Consider the following 17,389-nt stretch of genomic DNA (forward strand, 5'->3'; position numbering starts at 1 on the left):
ATGACAGTAGACGAAGCCAACCAAGCCAACACTGTCGGAAGTTCCTGGCGGCGGGTAGTGAGTCTCCTCGAGAACGACCACCGTGTAACACCTCGGCAGCGCGGCTTTGTCATCCTCGCCCAGGCGCAGGGACTGATCGGTTCGACCCTCCTGGTAGCGGTTCCGAATGAGCTGACCCGTGAGGTACTCCAGACCCAGGTGAAGGAAGCCCTCGACGACGCCCTCCGCAACGTATTCTCGGATGAGATCCGCTGCGCCATCGATGTCGACACCGATCTGGTTCCGTTGCACACCGAGCCGGAGCCCGCCGTCGAACTCACCCTTGCGGCCGACCCGACCGTCGAACTGAAGCCGCAGCCGATGCTGCCAAGCACTTCCCACGAATTTGGCCGGCTCAATCCGAAGTATGTCTTCGACACCTTCGTGATCGGTTCGTCCAACCGGTTCGCCCACGCCGCTGCCGTGGCAGTGGCCGAGGCGCCGGCCAAGGCCTACAACCCGCTTTTCATCTACGGCGACTCGGGCCTGGGCAAGACCCACCTGTTGCACGCGATCGGGCATTACGCCCGACGGCTCTACAGCGGCATCCGGGTCCGGTATGTGAACTCCGAGGAATTCACCAACGACTTCATCAACTCCATCCGCGACGATGAGGGCACCAGCTTCAAGACCACCTACCGCAACGTCGACGTGCTGCTGATCGATGACATCCAGTTCCTGGCCGGCAAGGACCGGACGCTGGAGGAGTTCTTCCACACGTTCAACGCCCTGCACAACAACAACAAGCAGGTCGTCATCACCTCGGACCAGCCGCCCAAGCTGCTGGCCGGCTTCGAGGACCGGATGAAATCACGCTTCGAGTGGGGCCTGCTGACCGACATCCAGCCGCCGGAACTTGAGACCCGTATCGCCATCCTCCGGAAAAAGGCCCTCAGCGAAGGCCTGTCCGCCCCGGACGACGCCTTGGAGTACATTGCCTCGAAGATTTCCAGCAACATCCGCGAACTCGAAGGGGCCCTGATCCGCGTCACGGCCTTTGCCAGCCTGAACCGCCAGCCCGTCGACGTGGCCCTGGCCGAGATGGTGCTCAAGGACCTCATCACCGATGACGGAGCCCAGGAAATTACCTCGGCGCAGATCCTCACCCAGACGGCCGACTACTTCAAGCTCAGCATGGAAGAGCTCTGCAGCAAGTCGCGGACCAGGACGCTGGTGACCGCCCGGCAGATCGCCATGTACCTCTGCCGCGAGCTCACCGACATGTCCCTACCGAAGATCGGGCAGGAGCTCGGAGGCCGGGACCACACCACGGTGATCCACGCGGACCGCAAGATCCGTGAGCTGATGGCCGAACGGCGTGTGATCTACAACCAGGTCACCGAGCTGACCAACAGGATCAAGCAACAGCAGCGCAATTCCTGATCTGATTCCTGGCCTAACCGGCCGCGCACTCTTACCTTATTAACAGGGGCCTGTGGACAACCCTGTGGATAGTTAAGGGGACAACCGCGGTTAATGGGCTTAAAACCCTTAAGGCAGCTGTGGATCAACCGGCAGGCCGAAAATGTTATCCCCATCCACAGGGTGTTTAAAACCTGCTTCACCCACAGTCCATGAACAGGGCTGAACCGCGGAACCGCACCGCGATACGGGGTTATCCACAGTTTCCACAGCAGTTATTAACACTACTAATCCCAAGAAAATGAAATTCCCTCAAATAACAGTTTCGATCCGCCCCCTCGAGCTGGCCAGGCCCGTCCCGGACCAGGAGCGCAAACCGGGCTACGGGCCGCCGAGCTGAACCACACTGATGTAACCCGGGGATGGGAGAAACGCGTTCCTTGGGGCTAAGCTGTCTGCAGTGCGTCCGTCCCGGGCTTCATTCGTGGTCCCAGCTGGCCGTGGCCCCGGGCAGCAGGCACGTCTCTTGTTGACGGAGTTCGGCCACCCCGCTGAACGCCGCGACAGCCCAGCGATTTAGCGATGACAGCAGTAATGAAAGGCGGCACCCTTCCGTGAAGTTCAGAGTCGAACGGGACGTCCTGGCAGAAGCCGTGACCTGGACCGCCCGGTCGTTGTCTCCGCGGCCGCCCGTACCGGTACTTTCCGGGCTGCTCCTGAAGGCCGAAGCCGGAACCGTGAGTCTCTCGAGCTTCGACTACGAAACGTCGGCCAGGCTGGAAATCGGCGCTGACATCACCACCGAAGGCACCATCCTGGTGTCCGGGCGGCTCCTTGCAGACATCTGCCGCAGCCTGCCCTCAGCGCCGGTGGACGTCGAGACCGACGGCAACAAAGTCACGCTGACCTGCCGCCGGAGCAGCTTCCACCTCGCGACGATGCCGGAAGCTGAATACCCGCCGTTGCCGGCACTGCCTCCGATCAGCGGCACGGTTCCCGGGGACTCGTTTGCGCAGGCCGTCTCCCAGGTGATCATCGCCGCCAGCAAGGACGACACCCTGCCGATTCTCACCGGCGTGCGGATGGAAATCGAAGACGATCTCATCACCCTCCTCGCGACGGACCGCTACCGGCTGGCGATGCGCGAAGTGCCCTGGAAACCAGTCACCCCCGGAATTTCCACGAGTGCCCTGGTGAAAGCCAAAACCCTCAATGAAGTAGCCAAGACTCTCGGCGGCAGCGGGGAGATCAACCTCGCCCTCGCTGACGACGACAGCAGGCTCATCGGTTTTGAGAGCGGTGGCCGTACCACCACCTCGCTTCTGGTCGACGGCGACTACCCTAAGATCCGCTCGCTTTTCCCGGATTCCACGCCGATCCACGCGACGGTACAGACCCAGGAACTGGTCGACGCCGTGCGGCGCGTCTCGCTCGTGGCCGAACGCAACACCCCGGTCCGTCTTGCCTTCACCCAGGGCCAGCTGCACCTCGATGCCGGCACCGGTGAAGACGCCCAGGCCTCGGAAGAACTTGAGGCCCAGCTCACGGGGGAAGACATCACCGTGGCCTTCAATCCGCACTACCTGGTGGAGGGCCTGAGCGTGATCGAAACCAAGTACGTCCGGTTCTCCTTTACCTCGGCGCCCAAGCCGGCCATGATCACCGCCCAGCACGACGCCGACGGCGAAGATCAGGGCGATTACCGCTACCTCGTCATGCCGGTCCGCCTGCCCAACTAGCTCGCAGCGGTAGTCGTTATGCGCCCTCGTAACGACTACAAACGCGAGTCAGTTGGGTGACGACGACCACCTGAAGCAGACAGCGCAGAAAAGAGTTAACACCGTGCACATCGGACTTATCGGCCTTGGCAAAATGGGTTTCAACATGCGTGAACGGCTGCGCGCGGGTGGAATCGACGTTACCGGCTTTGATCGGAACCCGGACGTAACCGATGTCGCGAGCGTGGATGAGCTGATCGCCGCCGTTCCGGCGCCCCGTCTGATCTGGGTCATGGTCCCGTCCGGCGAGATCACCGATGCGGTCATCACCGAGCTCGGCACCAAACTCGACGCCGGCGACCTCGTGATCGACGGCGGGAACTCACGCTTCACCGAGGACCAGAAACACGGCGCAGCCCTGGCCGAAAAGGGCGTCCGCTTTGCCGATTGCGGAGTTTCCGGCGGCGTCTGGGGCCTCCAGAACGGTTACGGACTGATGGCCGGCGGCGATCCCGCCGACATCGAACGGGCCCTGCCGGTTTTCGATGCGCTGCGCCCCGAAGGCGACCGGGCGGACAGCTTCGTCCACGTCGGCGGCGTCGGTGCCGGGCACTACGCCAAGATGGTCCACAACGGGATCGAGTATGGCCTGATGCAGGCGTACGCGGAAGGCTACGAACTCCTCGCGGCCAAGGACATCGTCACCGACCTTCCGGGAACGTTCCGGGCCTGGCAAAAGGGCACGGTTGTCCGCTCCTGGCTGCTGGATCTTATGGTCAAGGCCTTGGACGAGGATCCCGGACTGGTGTCGATCGATGACTACGTCGAGGATTCCGGCGAGGGACGCTGGACCGTGGAAGAGGCCATCGCCAACGCCGTTCCCGCGCCGGCCATTACGGCAGCGCTATTTGCCCGGTTCTCATCCCGCGAGGACAGCTCGCCGGCCATGAAGATGGTTTCCGCTTTGCGCCACCAGTTCGGCGGGCATGCCACCCGTCCGGCTAAATAGTCCTGCCCTGAAATCCTGAAGCCGGCGTGTACCTAGAACAACTCTCGCTCACTGATTTCCGCAGTTACGCCCAGGTGGACCTCAGCCTGGAGCCCGGCGTGACCGTCCTGGTGGGATCCAACGGCATCGGCAAGACCAACCTGATGGAAGCCATCGGCTACCTTGCCACGCTCAGTTCGCACCGGGTCAGTTCGGACGCGCCACTGCTGCGCTTCGACACGGAACGGGCCCTGATCCGGGCCAGGCTGGTCCGCGGTGAGCAGTCGACGGTGCTGGAACTCGAAATCAATGCGGGCCGGGCCAACCGCGCCCGCATCAACCGCAGCAACCCTGTCCGCGCCCGCGACATCCTGGGGATCTGCCAGACGGTGCTCTTTGCCCCGGAAGACCTGGCCCTGGTGAAGGGCGATCCCTCCAGCCGCCGTCGCTTCCTGGACGAGCTGCTGGTCAGTCTTATGCCCCGCCACGCCGCGACGCGCGGTGACTATGACCGGGTGCTCAAGCAGCGCAACGCCCTGCTCAAATCCTCGCGCACCGGCAAGTTCACGGCGGGCCACGAAGCAACCCTGGATGTGTGGGATCAGCACATGGCCAGGGCCGGTGCCGAACTCCTGCACGCCAGGCTCGAACTTGTGGAACGGCTCCGCCCGCACCTACAGAGCGCCTATGCCCAGCTCACCGACGGGTCCAAAGAGGCCGGCGCCGTCTACCGTTCGACGCTCCAGGGTGCAGTCGAGGACGACGGCGCCGTTGGCGCGGCAGCCATCACGGCACCTGGTGGCACACCCGTTGAGGATCTACGCGACTTGTCTGTCGCCGAACTCACCGAACGCTACGTCCAGGCCTTCGCCGGATCGCGCCGCAAGGAGCTGGAACGCGGCATTTCCCTCGTCGGGCCGCATCGGGATGAGCTCGAACTGGTGCTCGGACAGGCCCCGGCGAAGGGCTACGCCTCGCATGGCGAAACCTGGTCCATGTGTCTTTCCCTGCGGCTCGCCTCGTACTACGTGATGCTGGATGATGCGCGTACCGGCGGGTCGGCTCCCATTCTGATCCTGGACGATGTTTTTGCCGAGCTGGACGTTCAGCGGCGGCGTAAACTGGCGGCAATAGTATCCGGCGCCGAGCAGGTGCTGGTGACGGCCGCCGTCGAGGATGACATTCCCACGGAACTGGCCGGACGGCGGGTGAAGGTTATTCCGGGAGGAATCGATGAGCCGGCAGATCGATGAATAAGGATACCGACGGCGGGCTGCAACCAGGCCGCGATCCCGACGACATCGACGCTGCCCAGTCTGCGCTCAACAGAATGCGCGAGGCCGCCGCAGCGCGGGGTGAGATCCGGCGGAAGGCTCCGCCGAGGGCCGGCACCGCCGCCCCCAAACCCGGCCGCAGCGCGGGTGGAACCCGCGGATTCGGCCAATTCCACGGCACCGGTCGGGACCCCCTCGGCCTGGGAAAGGTCGTTGGGCGCCTCGTGGCCGAACGTGGCTGGTCCTCCCCGGTGGCCGTGGGATCGGTGATGGCGGAATGGGCAACGTTGGTGGGCCCGGAGATTTCCGCGCACTGCACCCCGGAGAGTTTCGAAGACACCACGCTGCACGTCCGCTGCGATTCCACCGCCTGGGCCACGCAACTTCGCCTGTTGAGTTTCAGTCTGCTGGAGAAGTTCCGGGCGGAACTTGGCGACGGAGTCGTGACGAAGATCCAGGTGCTCGGACCGGCGGCGCCGAGTTGGCGGAAAGGCGGCCGGACCGTCAACGGGCGCGGGCCGCGGGACACCTACGGATAGTTCCGGAGTCGGAAGGGCCGCCGGATCTGAAGCACTCCTTGCAAAAACTATTGAAAAATCCGCAGACGGCGTGTAGGGCGCTTCAGTAGCCGGGGGCCGTATAGGAACCCTAGACGGGGACAGCGGGACGCTTGCAGGCGGAGCCCACGGCCTCCCAGCGGCCTTTTCCTTCCGGTTTGACCCCTCAGAATGCGGGTTTGCGCACTTCGACACGGTAGAATCATGGTAGATAACTGGGCGCCGGTGAAACGTTGACTGAGTCCGTTTCCGACGCAACGTCTGCGTGCGGCGGACGGCTCCTCGGCTCAGCAGATTTCGACGGTGGGATCAGTGACGTGCCCGTTGGCAGAAGCCATCCTTCCGGATCGGCAACGGCCGGCCTTCAACGAACTTAGAGGAGTCGACAGCGCCTGTGGCTAACGACAATGCAGAAATTGCCGAAGTGGAAGAAGTAGCGGCGGAAGCAGCAGCCACCCCGGCTGAAGCCGATACCCGCCACGGTTACGGTGCCAGCGACATCACGGTGCTTGAGGGCCTCGAAGCGGTCCGGAAGCGCCCCGGCATGTACATCGGCTCAACCGGGCCGCGCGGCCTGCACCACCTGGTCTATGAGGTAGTGGATAACTCGGTCGATGAGGCCCTGGCCGGTTACTGCACCCACATCGAGATTGTCCTGCAGGCCGACGGCGGTGTGAAGGTGGTCGACAACGGGCGGGGAATCCCGGTCGACATGCATCCCACCGAGCACAAGCCCACCGTGGAAGTTGTGATGACCATCCTGCACGCGGGCGGCAAATTCGGTGGAGGCGGCTACGCCGTTTCCGGCGGTCTGCACGGCGTCGGCATTTCCGTGGTCAATGCGCTTTCCAGCCGGGTCGACACCGAAGTCCGTCGCCAGGGCCACGTCTGGCGGATGTCCTTCGCCGACGGCGGCAAGCCCCAGGGCGGCCTGGTCAAGGGCGAGGAAACCGACGAGAACGGCACGACGCAGACGTTCTACCCGGACGCCAGCATCTTCGAAAGCACGGAATTCGACTTCGAGACCCTGCGCGCCCGCTTCCAGCAAATGGCCTTCCTCAACAAGGGTCTGCGCATCACCCTGACCGACGAACGCCAGGCCGCGAAGGACGCTTCCGAGGACGACGACCTTGACCTCGACGTCATTCCGACGGAAGGTGAAGTCCCCGCGGAATTCCACACGGTCGTCTACCAGTACGACGACGGACTGCTGGACTACGTCAAGCACCTGAACTCCGGCAAAAAGGTCGATGTGGTCCACGAGGACGTCATCGCCTTCGAGACCGAGGACACGGAACGCCACATCGCCCTGGAAATGGCGATGCAGTGGACCAACGCGTACTCCGAGAGCGTTCACACCTACGCCAACACGATCAACACCCACGAAGGCGGCACCCACGAAGAGGGTTTCCGCGCCGCGATGACCTCCTTGATCAACCGCTACGCGCGTGAGAAGAGCATCATCAAGGAAAAGGACGACAACCTCACCGGCGATGACATCCGTGAAGGTCTCACCGCCGTCATCTCGGTCAAGCTTGCCGAACCGCAGTTCGAAGGCCAGACGAAGACCAAGCTTGGCAACTCCGAGGTAAAGGGCTTCGTCCAGCGCGTCGTCACCGATGGGCTCGGTGACTGGCTGGAGCGCAACCCCGGCCCCGCGCGCGATGTCATCCGGAAGGCCATTTCGGCGGCCCAAGCCCGCATGGCCGCCCGCAAGGCACGCGACAACGCACGCCGCAAGAGTCCGCTGGAATCCTTCGGCATGCCCGGGAAACTCTCGGACTGCTCCTCCAAGGATCCGGCCAAGTGTGAGGTGTACATTGTGGAGGGCGACTCCGCCGGCGGTTCCGCCAAGCGCGGGCGCAACCCGGAAACCCAGGCCATTTTGCCGCTGCGCGGAAAGATCCTGAACGTTGAACGCGCACGGCTGGACAAGGCCCTCGGCAACGCCGAAGTCCAATCCATGATCACGGCGTTCGGCACGGGCATCGGTGAGGACTTCGACCTCGCCAAGCTGCGCTATCACAAAATCGTCCTTATGGCCGACGCCGACGTCGACGGCCAGCACATCACCACCCTGCTGATGACGTTGTTGTTCCGCTACATGCGTCCGCTGATTGAAAACGGCTACGTCTATCTGGCCCAGCCGCCGCTGTACCGGATCAAGTGGTCCAACGCTCCGCACGACTACGTCTACAGCGACCGGGAACGCGACGCCAAGCTGGTTTCCGGCCAGGCTTCGGGCCGCCGCATCCCGAAGGACAACGGCATCCAGCGCTACAAGGGCCTCGGTGAGATGGACTACACCGAACTCTGGGACACCACCATGGATCCGGACCACCGGACCCTGCTGCAGGTCACCATGGACGACGCCCTGGCCGCGGACCAGATCTTCTCCACCTTGATGGGCGAGGACGTTGAATCGCGCCGAAACTTCATTCAGCAGAACGCCAAGGACGTTCGGTTCCTGGATATCTAGCGGCCCTTCAGGCCAGATATTCCTAAGCCGATATATACCTGAAACGGAAAATATAGACTATGAGTGACGAAACACCCGAGGTACCGGCCGGCACCGAGCCCGTACTCGAAGGCACGGTCCTGGACAGCGACGTGCTGACCGACCGCGTTGAACAGGTGGACCTGCAGACCGAAATGCAGCGGTCCTACCTGGACTACGCCATGGCCGTTATCGTCGGCCGTGCCCTCCCCGACGTCCGCGACGGCCTCAAGCCGGTGCACCGCCGCGTGCTCTATGCGATGTTCGACGGCGGCTACCGCCCGGAGCGATCCTTCAACAAGTGTGCCCGCGTGGTCGGCGAAGTCATGGGCCAGTACCACCCGCACGGCGACACGGCCATCTACGATGCGCTGGTGCGGCTCATCCAGGACTGGACCATGCGCTACCCGCTGGCCCTTGGGCAGGGTAACTTCGGCTCGCCCGGCAACGACGGCGCAGCCGCTCCGCGGTACACCGAAACCAAGATGGCCCCCCTTGCCATGGAAATGGTCCGCGACATCGACGAGGAAACCGTCGACTTCCAGGACAACTACGACGGCAAGAACCAGGAACCCACCATCCTGCCGGCGCGGTTCCCGAACCTGCTCGTCAACGGCTCATCCGGCATCGCCGTAGGCATGGCCACCAACATTCCGCCGCACAACCTCCGCGAGGTTGCCGACGGTGTCCAGTGGTATCTGGCCAACCCGACCGCCAGCCGTGAGGAACTGCTCGAAGAGCTGATCCTGCGGATCAAGGGCCCCGATTTCCCGACCGGCGCCACAATTCTTGGCCACAAAGGCATCGAGGACGCCTACCGCACCGGGCGCGGCTCGATCACCATGCGCGCGGTGGTCAACGTGGAGGAGCTCCAGGGCCGCACCTGCCTGGTGGTCACCGAGCTGCCGTACCAGGCCAACCCGGACAATCTGGCGATCAAGATTGCCGAGCTCGTCAAGGACGGCAAGATCTCCGGCATTGCCGACCTGCGGGACGAGACGTCCGGCCGCACCGGCCAGCGCCTCGTGATCGTGCTCAAGCGCGACGCCGTCGCTAAGGTGGTGCTGAACAACCTCTACAAGCACACGCAGCTGCAGGACAACTTCGCTGCGAACATGCTGGCCATCGTTGACGGGGTGCCCCGCACCCTGAGCCTTGACGCGTTCATCCGCCACTGGGTCACCCACCAGATGGACGTCATCGCCCGCCGGACGCGCTACCGCCTCCGCAAGGCTGAAGAAGAGGCGCACATCCTGCGTGCGCTGCTCAAGGCGCTGGACGCACTTGACGAGGTCATCGCCCTGATCCGGGCCTCCAACACCACAGAAGCGGCTCGCGACGGACTGATGCAGCTGCTCGACATCGACGAGCTCCAGGCCCGCGCCATTCTGGACATGCAGCTTCGCCGGCTGGCAGCCCTGGAACGCCAGAAAATCCAGGACCGCCACTCCGAACTCGAAGCCCTCATTGCCGAGTACAACTCGATCCTGGCCTCCGAGGAACGGCAGCGCGAGATCATCAGCACCGAGCTTGGCGAAATTGTCGCCAAGCACGGCGATGACCGCCGCACCAAGGTCCTGCTGGGCTTCGACGGTGACATGTCGATGGAAGACCTGATCCCGGAAGAGGAAATGGTAGTCACCATCACCCGTGGCGGGTACGTGAAGCGCACTCGCAGTGACAACTACCGCTCACAGCAGCGCGGCGGCAAGGGCATCAAGGGAGCGCAACTGCGCGGCGACGACGTCGTGGAGCACTTTTTCGTCACCACGACGCACCACTGGCTGCTGTTCTTCACGAACCTCGGCCGCGTATACCGGGCGAAGGCCTATGAGCTCGTGGAGGCCGGACGCGACGCGAAGGGCCAGCACGTGGCCAACCTGCTCGCGTTCCAGCCCGACGAGCACATCGCGCAGGTGCTGGACCTCCGCGATTACCAGCAGTCGCCGTACCTGGTCCTCGCCACCAAGCGCGGCCTGGTCAAAAAGACCCGGCTCGAGGACTACGACACGAACCGTTCCGCGGGTGTGATCGCGATTAACCTGCGCGACGGCGACGAACTGGTCTCCGCCCAGCTGGTTTCTGAGAGCGATGACCTCATGCTGGTATCCCGGATGGGGCAATCCATCCGCTTCACCGCGACGGACGAGGCGCTGCGCCCGATGGGCCGGGCAACCTCCGGCGTAACGGGCATGAAGTTCCGTGAGGATGACGAACTGCTTGCCGCCGACGTCGTCCAGGACGGCTCGTTCGTGTTCGTCGTCACGGAGGGCGGCTATGCCAAGCGCACCGCCGTTGAGGAATACCGGCTCCAGGGCCGCGGCGGCCTCGGCATCAAGGTCGGGAAGTACCAGGAGGAGCGCGGGCACCTCGTCGGTGCCTTGATTGTCCAGGAAGAGGATGAGGTCCTCGTCGTCATGGAAGGCGGCAAGGTAGTTCGGTCCTCCGTGACCGGAGTTCCTGCCAAGGGACGCGACACAATGGGCGTGATTTTTGCAAAGCCGGACAAGAACGACCGCATCATTGAGGTCGCGCGCAACAGCGAACGCGGCCTGGACACCGAGGAAGAAAGTCCGGCATCCGAGCCCGATGACGTAACGTTGGCTGGAGATACCGGATCGCACGACGGGTCCGTAGAGGCAGAATCAGTACCGGCCCCGGAGTCAGATGAGTCATCAGGCAATGCCGAGCTGGACGAAGACAACACCGGAGGTAACGAGTGAGTAATTCCGACTCATATTCCACGCCGAACAACGGCGGCCCGCGCCAACCGGCATCCGCGCCGGGCGTGAGCGCGCCGACACGTCCCCAGCAGCGCCCGGGCGTTCCAGTCGGCGCCGGAGCGGGGCCGCGTCCCCAGGTACCCGGTCAGCGCCCCGCGCAGGGCGGGCCGACGGCACCGGGGCAGCGTCCCGGCCAGAACCCTACCGGCCTGATCAAGCCGGCCCCCAAGGCCAAGGTGCGTCGCGCCCGGTTGCTGGTCAGCAAGGTCGAACCCTGGTCCGTCCTGAAAATGGCTTTCCTGCTCTCGGTGGCTTTGGGCATCGTGACCGTAGTGGCCGCTATCGTGCTGTGGACTGTTCTGGACCTGACCGGCATCTTTGACCAGGTCGACAGCCTTCTGGGTACCTTGGCGGGGTCTGAGGGCGGCGGCTTTGAACTGAAGAAGGTGGCCTCGCTGGGTCAGGTGGCATCCTTTGCCGTCATCATTGCGGTGATCAATGTTGTGCTGCTGACCGCACTTTCGATGCTTTCAGCCGTGCTGTACAACATCTCCGCCACGCTGGTGGGCGGCATCGGCGTCACCCTGACGGACGACTGATTCCCGCCCGTTTCCCGGATATTTTCGCGGGAAGTTCCTCGATTTGAGATCGGGCCGGGATGTGCTGTACAGTCATATCTCGGCCCGATGAGGTATCGGGGCGTATAGCTCAGGCGGTTAGAGCGCTTCGCTGATAACGAAGAGGTCCCAGGTTCAAGTCCTGGTACGCCCACGGAATCTGTACAGATTTCCGTAGAGGTTTGGTGATGGTCCGGGGTAGCCGGGACCGGAACGGGGTGCGTGTGAAGAAGTTGCTCGTTGTTGCAGCTACGATTGCAGGCGTCTTGCTCTACAGGAAAGTGCAGGAGTCCGAAGCCCGGAAGAATGTCTGGAGTAAATCAACCGATACGGTTGACTAGCCCGGATTCCCGGTCCGGAAGGGCGAAAGCTGCTCTCCGGAACTAGGGTATGATTGACGGGTTGCTTCTTATGGGGGCATGGCGCAATTGGTAGCGCACCTGCTTTGCAAGCAGGGGGTTCGGGGTTCGAGTCCCCGTGCCTCCACCATAAGAAAAGCCCCGGACCGCGAAAGCGGGCCGGGGCTTTTGCATGTCCGAAAGCACTCAGCTGAGCGGCCCAGCCTCACTGCTTGGGTTTGGCGTAATCGTCCATGCCTTGCCAGTCGATAAAGACGTAGGGCTCGTCTCCGACGACCCAGGCGTCGTGGCCCGGCGGAATGACGCCGAAGTCGCCCGGTCCGAATTCGATCTCCTCGCCGTCGTCCATAACGACTTTGAGCCTCCCGGACACGGTGTAACCGACGTGGGAGGCCATGCAACTGTCCGTCTGGGCGATCGGCTTGACGTGCTGGGACCACTTCCATCCCGGCAAAAATGTCGCCCGTCCTACGGCGCCGGCGTCGAGATTGACGAGTTCAACCTGGCCCATTCCGTCCTTGACTGGCCGGGTCTCCTCCGGCTGGTCGAAGCTTTTTCGGATCATAGACGCCATTGTCGTCTCCTTTGTGGGTGGATGAGACCGGATTTAAGCGTGGCACCGCGCCGTGCGGCGGTCAAGGATGCCCGGGGCGTCCCTAGCCATTCTCACGGGCCTACTACTGTTGGACCGTGAACTTCTTCCTTGCCGCCCTCGGCGTGCTGGGCGTGGCGTCCTCCGGGCCCCTCATCGCCGCTACGCTGGGTGCCACGACCGTGAGCGCTCTTGCCATCGCCTTCTGGCGCAATGCTATCGGAGCGGCCGTGATGGCCGGACCCGTCCTGGTCCGTCAGCCACGCCAGTTTTCCCGAGTTACCGGCACGGAGTTCCGCTGGTCCCTGGCCGCCGCGGTTGCCCTGGCCCTTCACTTTGCCTGCTTCATCACCTCCCTGCAGCTGACCTCGGTGGCAGCGGCCACTGCCCTGGTTTGCCTCCAGTCGGGCTGGATCGCCGTGTTCCAGCTGTTTAGGGGTGTGCGGCACCGCTGGCAGGTCCTCGTGGGCCTGGGCATGGCCTTTGGCGGCGTGGTGACAATCACCGGGTTCGACATGGGGACCTCCCCCGATGCGCTTCTGGGCGATCTCCTGGCCGTCGCGGGCGGAGCCCTCGCCGGAATCTATACTCTGGCCGGCGGAAAGGCCCGCCAGACGATGGGAACCGGGGTCTACACGACGCTGTGCTACGGCATGTGTGCAGCCGTCGTGGCCGTGCTGGCACTCGTGTCCCGGCAGCCGCTGGCCGGATTCGATGCCGCCGGCTGGCTTGGCATTTTTGCCATCACCGTGTGCGCCCAGCTGATCGGCCATACGGCGTTCAACCACCTGCTGGCCACGATGAGCCCGCTGCTCGTGTCCATGATCATTCTGCTGGAGATCCCAGGGGCCGCCCTGCTCGCTGCGGCCTTCCTGTCCGAGACGCTGCCCGCGGGAACCTACGCGGGACTTGGCATGATCCTGGTGGGGCTCGCCGTCGTCGTTCTGGGACAGCGCAGTTCGCGGGCGGAGCGCCGCGACACGGGTCGGCTCGCGGAGCTCGGGGCCGATTAGGGCGCCGCCCTTACTGCGGCGCTACTGGCCGCCGCGGCGTGCGGGCTGGGCGGTGTTTACAGTGTGGATGGCGCGCAGCAGCTTTGCAGGGAAATACACCGAGAAGAACACCACCATGGGCGCCTTGAGGGCCATCTTCTTGACGTTGTGAGCCTTGTATGTGCGGTCGAAGCGCGTCACGTAGTAGCGGTAGTCGCGGGGCGAATCTTCGAGCCGGCGCGCGGACATCCCGGAGACCATCTGGGGCCAATACTGGATCCGGAGCTCATGGTCGGCCAGATGCAGCGAAAGATCGATGTCCTCGTGCATCTCGTCTTTTTCATCCCGACAGGTCTCGGCGCGGATCGCTTCCCAGGCGGAACGCCGCAGGGCCATGTTCGATCCGAACAGGAAGTGGTACTGGTGCTTGGCCAGCTTGAGCATGAGCTGGCGCATCTTGTCATCCGCCTTGAGGCCAAAGCGCCGCATCGGCATGTCGTAGTAGACCACGGGACCCGTGGCGGCGTGCACGGACTGGTCCGCGAACGCCTGCTGGACCTGCTCCACCCAGTCCGGCTCAAGAACGGAGTCGGCATCGATCCGGCCCAAGATGTCGCCCGTGGCGTGGTCCAGGCCGAAGTTGCGGGTGGGAATCAAACCTTGGTCCCGGTCCTGGCTCAGCAGGATAATCGGACTCTCGGGATACTCCAGCTGCATCTGGCGGACGATTCCGGCGGTGCGGTCTTTCGACATGTTATCTACCACGATGATCTCGTGGGCCGGCACAGACTGGTAAACCGCTGCGATCAGGCACTGCCGGATAACGCTTTCCTCGTTGTACGCGGGGATAACAATGGATATGGCCGGTGGCGCCACGGCATCGTCTAAAGCATCCTCGGAGGATCTATCGGGTGACATCACCTCAAATTTAGCACCGATACCGATTTTTCCTCCCGGGAGCGGCAGTGCTCGGGGGAGGCAATCAAGCTGCGGCGGTTAAACCAGTTCCGCAGGAATGCACTTGGGGACACAAAACAAAAGGGAGGGACGCCGCCGCTGGCGGTATCCCTCCCCTGCTGAGCCGCCCAAAAACGGCCCGTAAATCCGCCTTACTTACCGGCGTTCTTGTCCGCGTCATTGTTACGGCTAGCGGCAATGTTCCGGACTGCAGTCTTGGCATCCGTGGCAACCTCGGCGGAGCCGTCCTTGCTGTCCTCTGCCGCGTCCACCGCCGCGTGCTTGGCAGTATCCGAGGCACCGCCGATTACGGTGACCGGCGAGTCGCTACTCGAATCATCCGCGGACTTTTCCGCTGCAGCTGTGTCGGCGGCGTCCTTGGCCTCGTTGACAGTAGTGGCAGCAACCGGAGCCGGCGTAACCGGCGCCGGGGTCTTCCACGGATCTTCGACCGGCTGAGAGGCCTTCCAAGCGGCGACTCCCGCGGCGACGGCAGCGGCGATCACACCGAAGATGAGCAGACCGCGGTGCTTGGGCTTCTGCGGCGCGGCAAGTTCGCCGCTGACGGCCTTGCTGGCCGCCTTCGCCTGTTCCTGGACGACGTGGATGATTCCCACATCGCCGAGTTTCTGCGCGACCGCGTCGACGTGGGCCGGGGCGCTTTCCAGCGTCCGGTGCACGGCCTCGGAAGCATAGCCGATCTGGTCCGAAAGCCTGGGCAGGTATTCCACGACGACGCGGTCCCGTGCATTCGCGATCACCGGCGTCGCCTTGTCCAGCGCCTCGTGGAGTCGCGGGGTGGCGCCTTCAACGGCGTCGTGGATTTTAGGTGCGAGCTGCGCCAGTCCGTCCTGGAGGCGCGGGGTTACCGTGGCAACGCCGCCAGCGAGATTGTGGGCCGCCGACTTGAGCCCCTCCTGGATCTTGGGAGAAGCGGTATCCAGGCCTTGCTGCAGGCGCGGAACGGCCCAGTTGACTGCTGCCTCAACCCGCGGTGCAGCCCAGTCCTTGGCGTTCTCTACCCCGGTGCTGACTGACTGCTCCAGCTCGCGGGCAATACGATCCGTTTTCTTCACAACTACCTCCCGATTAATGTGACGGTTCTGGAGTTAGCCTACGTGTCCCAGCCCTCACCGGCTATTCTTCAGTCCGATTTCGGCCGGATTTCACCCAGCGCGGAACTGGCGGACCGGCCCTGTGTGTATTGGCCCGTCGTGGAAGAATAAACCCATGACTGCCATCGCAACTGCAAAAGCAACCATCCACACGAGCCTGGGCGACATCGTCGTGAACCTCTTCGGTAACCATGCCCCTAAGACCGTTGAAAACTTCGTCGGGCTGGCCACCGGTGAGAAGCCTTGGACGCACCCCGAAACTGGGGAGCACAAGACGGGCACTCCGCTGTACAACGGCACCATCTTCCACCGCATCATCAAGGACTTCATGATTCAGGCGGGCGATCCCCTGGGCCGCGGTGTCGGTGGACCCGGGTACAAGTTCGACGATGAGATCCACCCGGAACTCACGTTCAACGCGCCCTACAAGCTGGCCATGGCCAACGCCGGCATCCAGATGGGGAAGGGCACCAACGGTTCGCAGTTCTTCATCACCACCATCCCCACCGGCTGGCTGCAGGGCAAGCACAGCATCTTCGGTGAGGTGGCCGACGATGAATCCAAGAAGGTTGTTGACGCCATCGAGGGTGTCCGCACTGGCATGGGCGACCGACCCGTCGAGGACGTCACCATCAACAGCATTGACGTCGAAAAGCTCTAAGCCCAAGCCATGAGCTACGGAATTCCGGCGGCAGAGCCGTCCGCGCAGATCCCCGTGTGCCCCCGGCACCCGGACCGGCCCGCCTATGTGCGCTGCCAGCGATGCGGGCGCCCTGCGTGCCCCGACTGCCAGCGGGCGGCCGCCGTCGGATTCCAATGTGTTGACTGTGTCAACGAATCAAGAAGTACGACGCCGAGCGTCAGGACTGTCTACGGCGGTGCCGTGTCTACCGGCCGTCCGATGGTTACCTTCCTCATCATCGGGCTGTGCGCCCTGGTCTACGTACTCCAGTGGCTGGTCCCTGATGACGGGATCTATCAGAATCTGGCGTTTGCCACTGTCTATGCCAGCCCGGAGTTCGGGGTGTTCGAACCCTGGCGGATGCTGACGTCCGCCTTCCTGCATTCGCAGGGCTTCATCCTTCACATCGCGCTCAACATGTACATGCTGTGGATGTTCGGGCAGGCCTTGGAACCCCTTCTGGGCCGGCTCCGGTTCTTGGCGGTGTATCTGCTCTCGGCCTTCGGCGGATCCGTCGGCTACCTCCTGTTGACTGCCAACTACATCCCGGGCCAGCCGGTGAGCGGCGTGGTCGGTGCCTCCGGCGCCATCTTCGGCCTGTTTGGCGCCATGCTGGTGGTCCAGCGCCACCGCGGCGGTGATACCCGCCAACTCTGGGTGTTGATTGCCATTAACGGCGTCATCGGATTCCTCGTGCCGCAGATTGCTTGGCAGGCCCACCTGGGCGGACTGGTGACCGGCGCGCTTTGTGCAGCCGCTATCGCCTATACCCCCCGAGGCCCGCGGCAGGGGCTCCTGCAGGCAGCCGGCCTGATGCTGGTTCTTGTGCTGCTGGTGGCCGTCAGCGCCCTCCGAGTCGCCAACACCTGACCGGAACCGGTACCGTCAGGCTTCCCCGGCCCAGAGCGGCGTTGCTC

15 protein-coding genes and 2 tRNA genes are annotated in these 17,389 nt (G+C 63.6%); 14 read left to right on the top strand and 3 right to left on the bottom strand.

The genetic code is table 11. The features are described 5' to 3' along the window. The 11 genes from dnaA to OM977_RS00055 all read left to right on the top strand — a co-directional run bounded on the left by dnaA (nt 1) and on the right by OM977_RS00055 (nt 12,264). A complete protein-coding gene (gene dnaA / locus OM977_RS00005) occupies nt 1–1,422 on the top strand; it encodes a chromosomal replication initiator protein DnaA (protein WP_264355527.1) in 1,422 nt (473 codons plus the stop codon). Nucleotides 1,423–2,015: 593 nt separating this feature from the next. Further along, complete coding sequence (gene dnaN, locus OM977_RS00010; RefSeq protein ID WP_264355528.1) at nt 2,016–3,140, top strand: DNA polymerase III subunit beta; 1,125 nt, start codon at nt 2,016–2,018, stop codon at nt 3,138–3,140. Between the two features lie 103 nt (nt 3,141–3,243). Next, nucleotides 3,244–4,128, top strand: coding sequence for a phosphogluconate dehydrogenase (NAD(+)-dependent, decarboxylating) (gene gnd, locus OM977_RS00015; RefSeq protein ID WP_264355529.1), 885 nt, complete (start codon nt 3,244–3,246; stop codon nt 4,126–4,128). A 26-nt stretch (nt 4,129–4,154) separates the two neighbouring features. Further along, nucleotides 4,155–5,360, top strand: coding sequence for a DNA replication/repair protein RecF (gene recF, locus OM977_RS00020; protein ID WP_264355530.1), 1,206 nt, complete (start codon nt 4,155–4,157; stop codon nt 5,358–5,360). Further along, on the top strand, nt 5,357–5,920 hold the full coding sequence (locus OM977_RS00025; protein WP_264355531.1) for a DUF721 domain-containing protein: 564 nt from the start codon (nt 5,357–5,359) through the stop codon (nt 5,918–5,920). The genes recF and OM977_RS00025 overlap by 4 nt, the downstream gene beginning before the upstream one ends. A 412-nt stretch (nt 5,921–6,332) precedes the next feature. After that, nucleotides 6,333–8,417, top strand: a complete 2,085-nt coding sequence (gene gyrB, locus OM977_RS00030) for a DNA topoisomerase subunit B (protein ID WP_442960674.1) — start codon at nt 6,333–6,335, stop codon at nt 8,415–8,417. A gap of 59 nt (nt 8,418–8,476) precedes the next feature. After that, on the top strand, nt 8,477–11,158 hold the full coding sequence (gene gyrA, locus OM977_RS00035; protein ID WP_264355532.1) for a DNA gyrase subunit A: 2,682 nt from the start codon (nt 8,477–8,479) through the stop codon (nt 11,156–11,158). Next, complete coding sequence (locus tag OM977_RS00040) at nt 11,155–11,757, top strand: DUF3566 domain-containing protein (protein ID WP_264355533.1); 603 nt, start codon at nt 11,155–11,157, stop codon at nt 11,755–11,757. The genes gyrA and OM977_RS00040 overlap by 4 nt, the downstream gene beginning before the upstream one ends. A 98-nt stretch (nt 11,758–11,855) precedes the next feature. Continuing rightward, nucleotides 11,856–11,929: transfer RNA gene (locus tag OM977_RS00045), tRNA-Ile, on the top strand. A 34-nt stretch (nt 11,930–11,963) separates the two neighbouring features. Then, entirely contained in the window at nt 11,964–12,116 is a 153-nt protein-coding gene (locus OM977_RS00050; RefSeq protein ID WP_264355534.1) for a DLW-39 family protein, read from the top strand. Between the two features lie 72 nt (nt 12,117–12,188). Then, nucleotides 12,189–12,264, top strand: a tRNA-Ala gene (locus OM977_RS00055). Between the two features lie 75 nt (nt 12,265–12,339). On the opposite strand, the gene OM977_RS00060 is transcribed toward OM977_RS00055, so the two are convergent. Then, complete coding sequence (locus OM977_RS00060; RefSeq protein WP_264355535.1) at nt 12,340–12,708, bottom strand: cupin domain-containing protein; 369 nt, start codon at nt 12,706–12,708, stop codon at nt 12,340–12,342. 116 nt (nt 12,709–12,824) lie between these two features. On the opposite strand from OM977_RS00060, the gene OM977_RS00065 reads away from it, so the two are divergent. Beyond that, nucleotides 12,825–13,739, top strand: a complete 915-nt coding sequence (locus OM977_RS00065; RefSeq protein ID WP_264355536.1) for a DMT family transporter — start codon at nt 12,825–12,827, stop codon at nt 13,737–13,739. Nucleotides 13,740–13,760: 21 nt separating this feature from the next. Here the strand turns inward: OM977_RS00065 and OM977_RS00070 are convergent, their stop codons facing one another. Then, complete coding sequence (locus OM977_RS00070; RefSeq protein WP_264355537.1) at nt 13,761–14,636, bottom strand: glycosyltransferase; 876 nt, start codon at nt 14,634–14,636, stop codon at nt 13,761–13,763. 191 nt (nt 14,637–14,827) lie between these two features. After that, nucleotides 14,828–15,751, bottom strand: coding sequence for a hypothetical protein (locus tag OM977_RS00075; RefSeq protein ID WP_264355538.1), 924 nt, complete (start codon nt 15,749–15,751; stop codon nt 14,828–14,830). A gap of 154 nt (nt 15,752–15,905) precedes the next feature. Between OM977_RS00075 and OM977_RS00080 the strand changes: the two genes are divergently transcribed. Both OM977_RS00080 and OM977_RS00085 read left to right on the top strand, forming a co-directional pair. Further along, on the top strand, nt 15,906–16,451 hold the full coding sequence (locus tag OM977_RS00080) for a peptidylprolyl isomerase (RefSeq protein WP_264355539.1): 546 nt from the start codon (nt 15,906–15,908) through the stop codon (nt 16,449–16,451). A 9-nt stretch (nt 16,452–16,460) separates the two neighbouring features. After that, entirely contained in the window at nt 16,461–17,342 is an 882-nt protein-coding gene (locus tag OM977_RS00085; RefSeq protein ID WP_264355540.1) for a rhomboid family intramembrane serine protease, read from the top strand. Nucleotides 17,343–17,389 lie beyond the last annotated feature (47 nt).

It is taken from the genome of Pseudarthrobacter sp. MM222, from assembly GCF_947090775.1.
GTDB lineage: Bacteria > Actinomycetota > Actinomycetes > Actinomycetales > Micrococcaceae > Arthrobacter.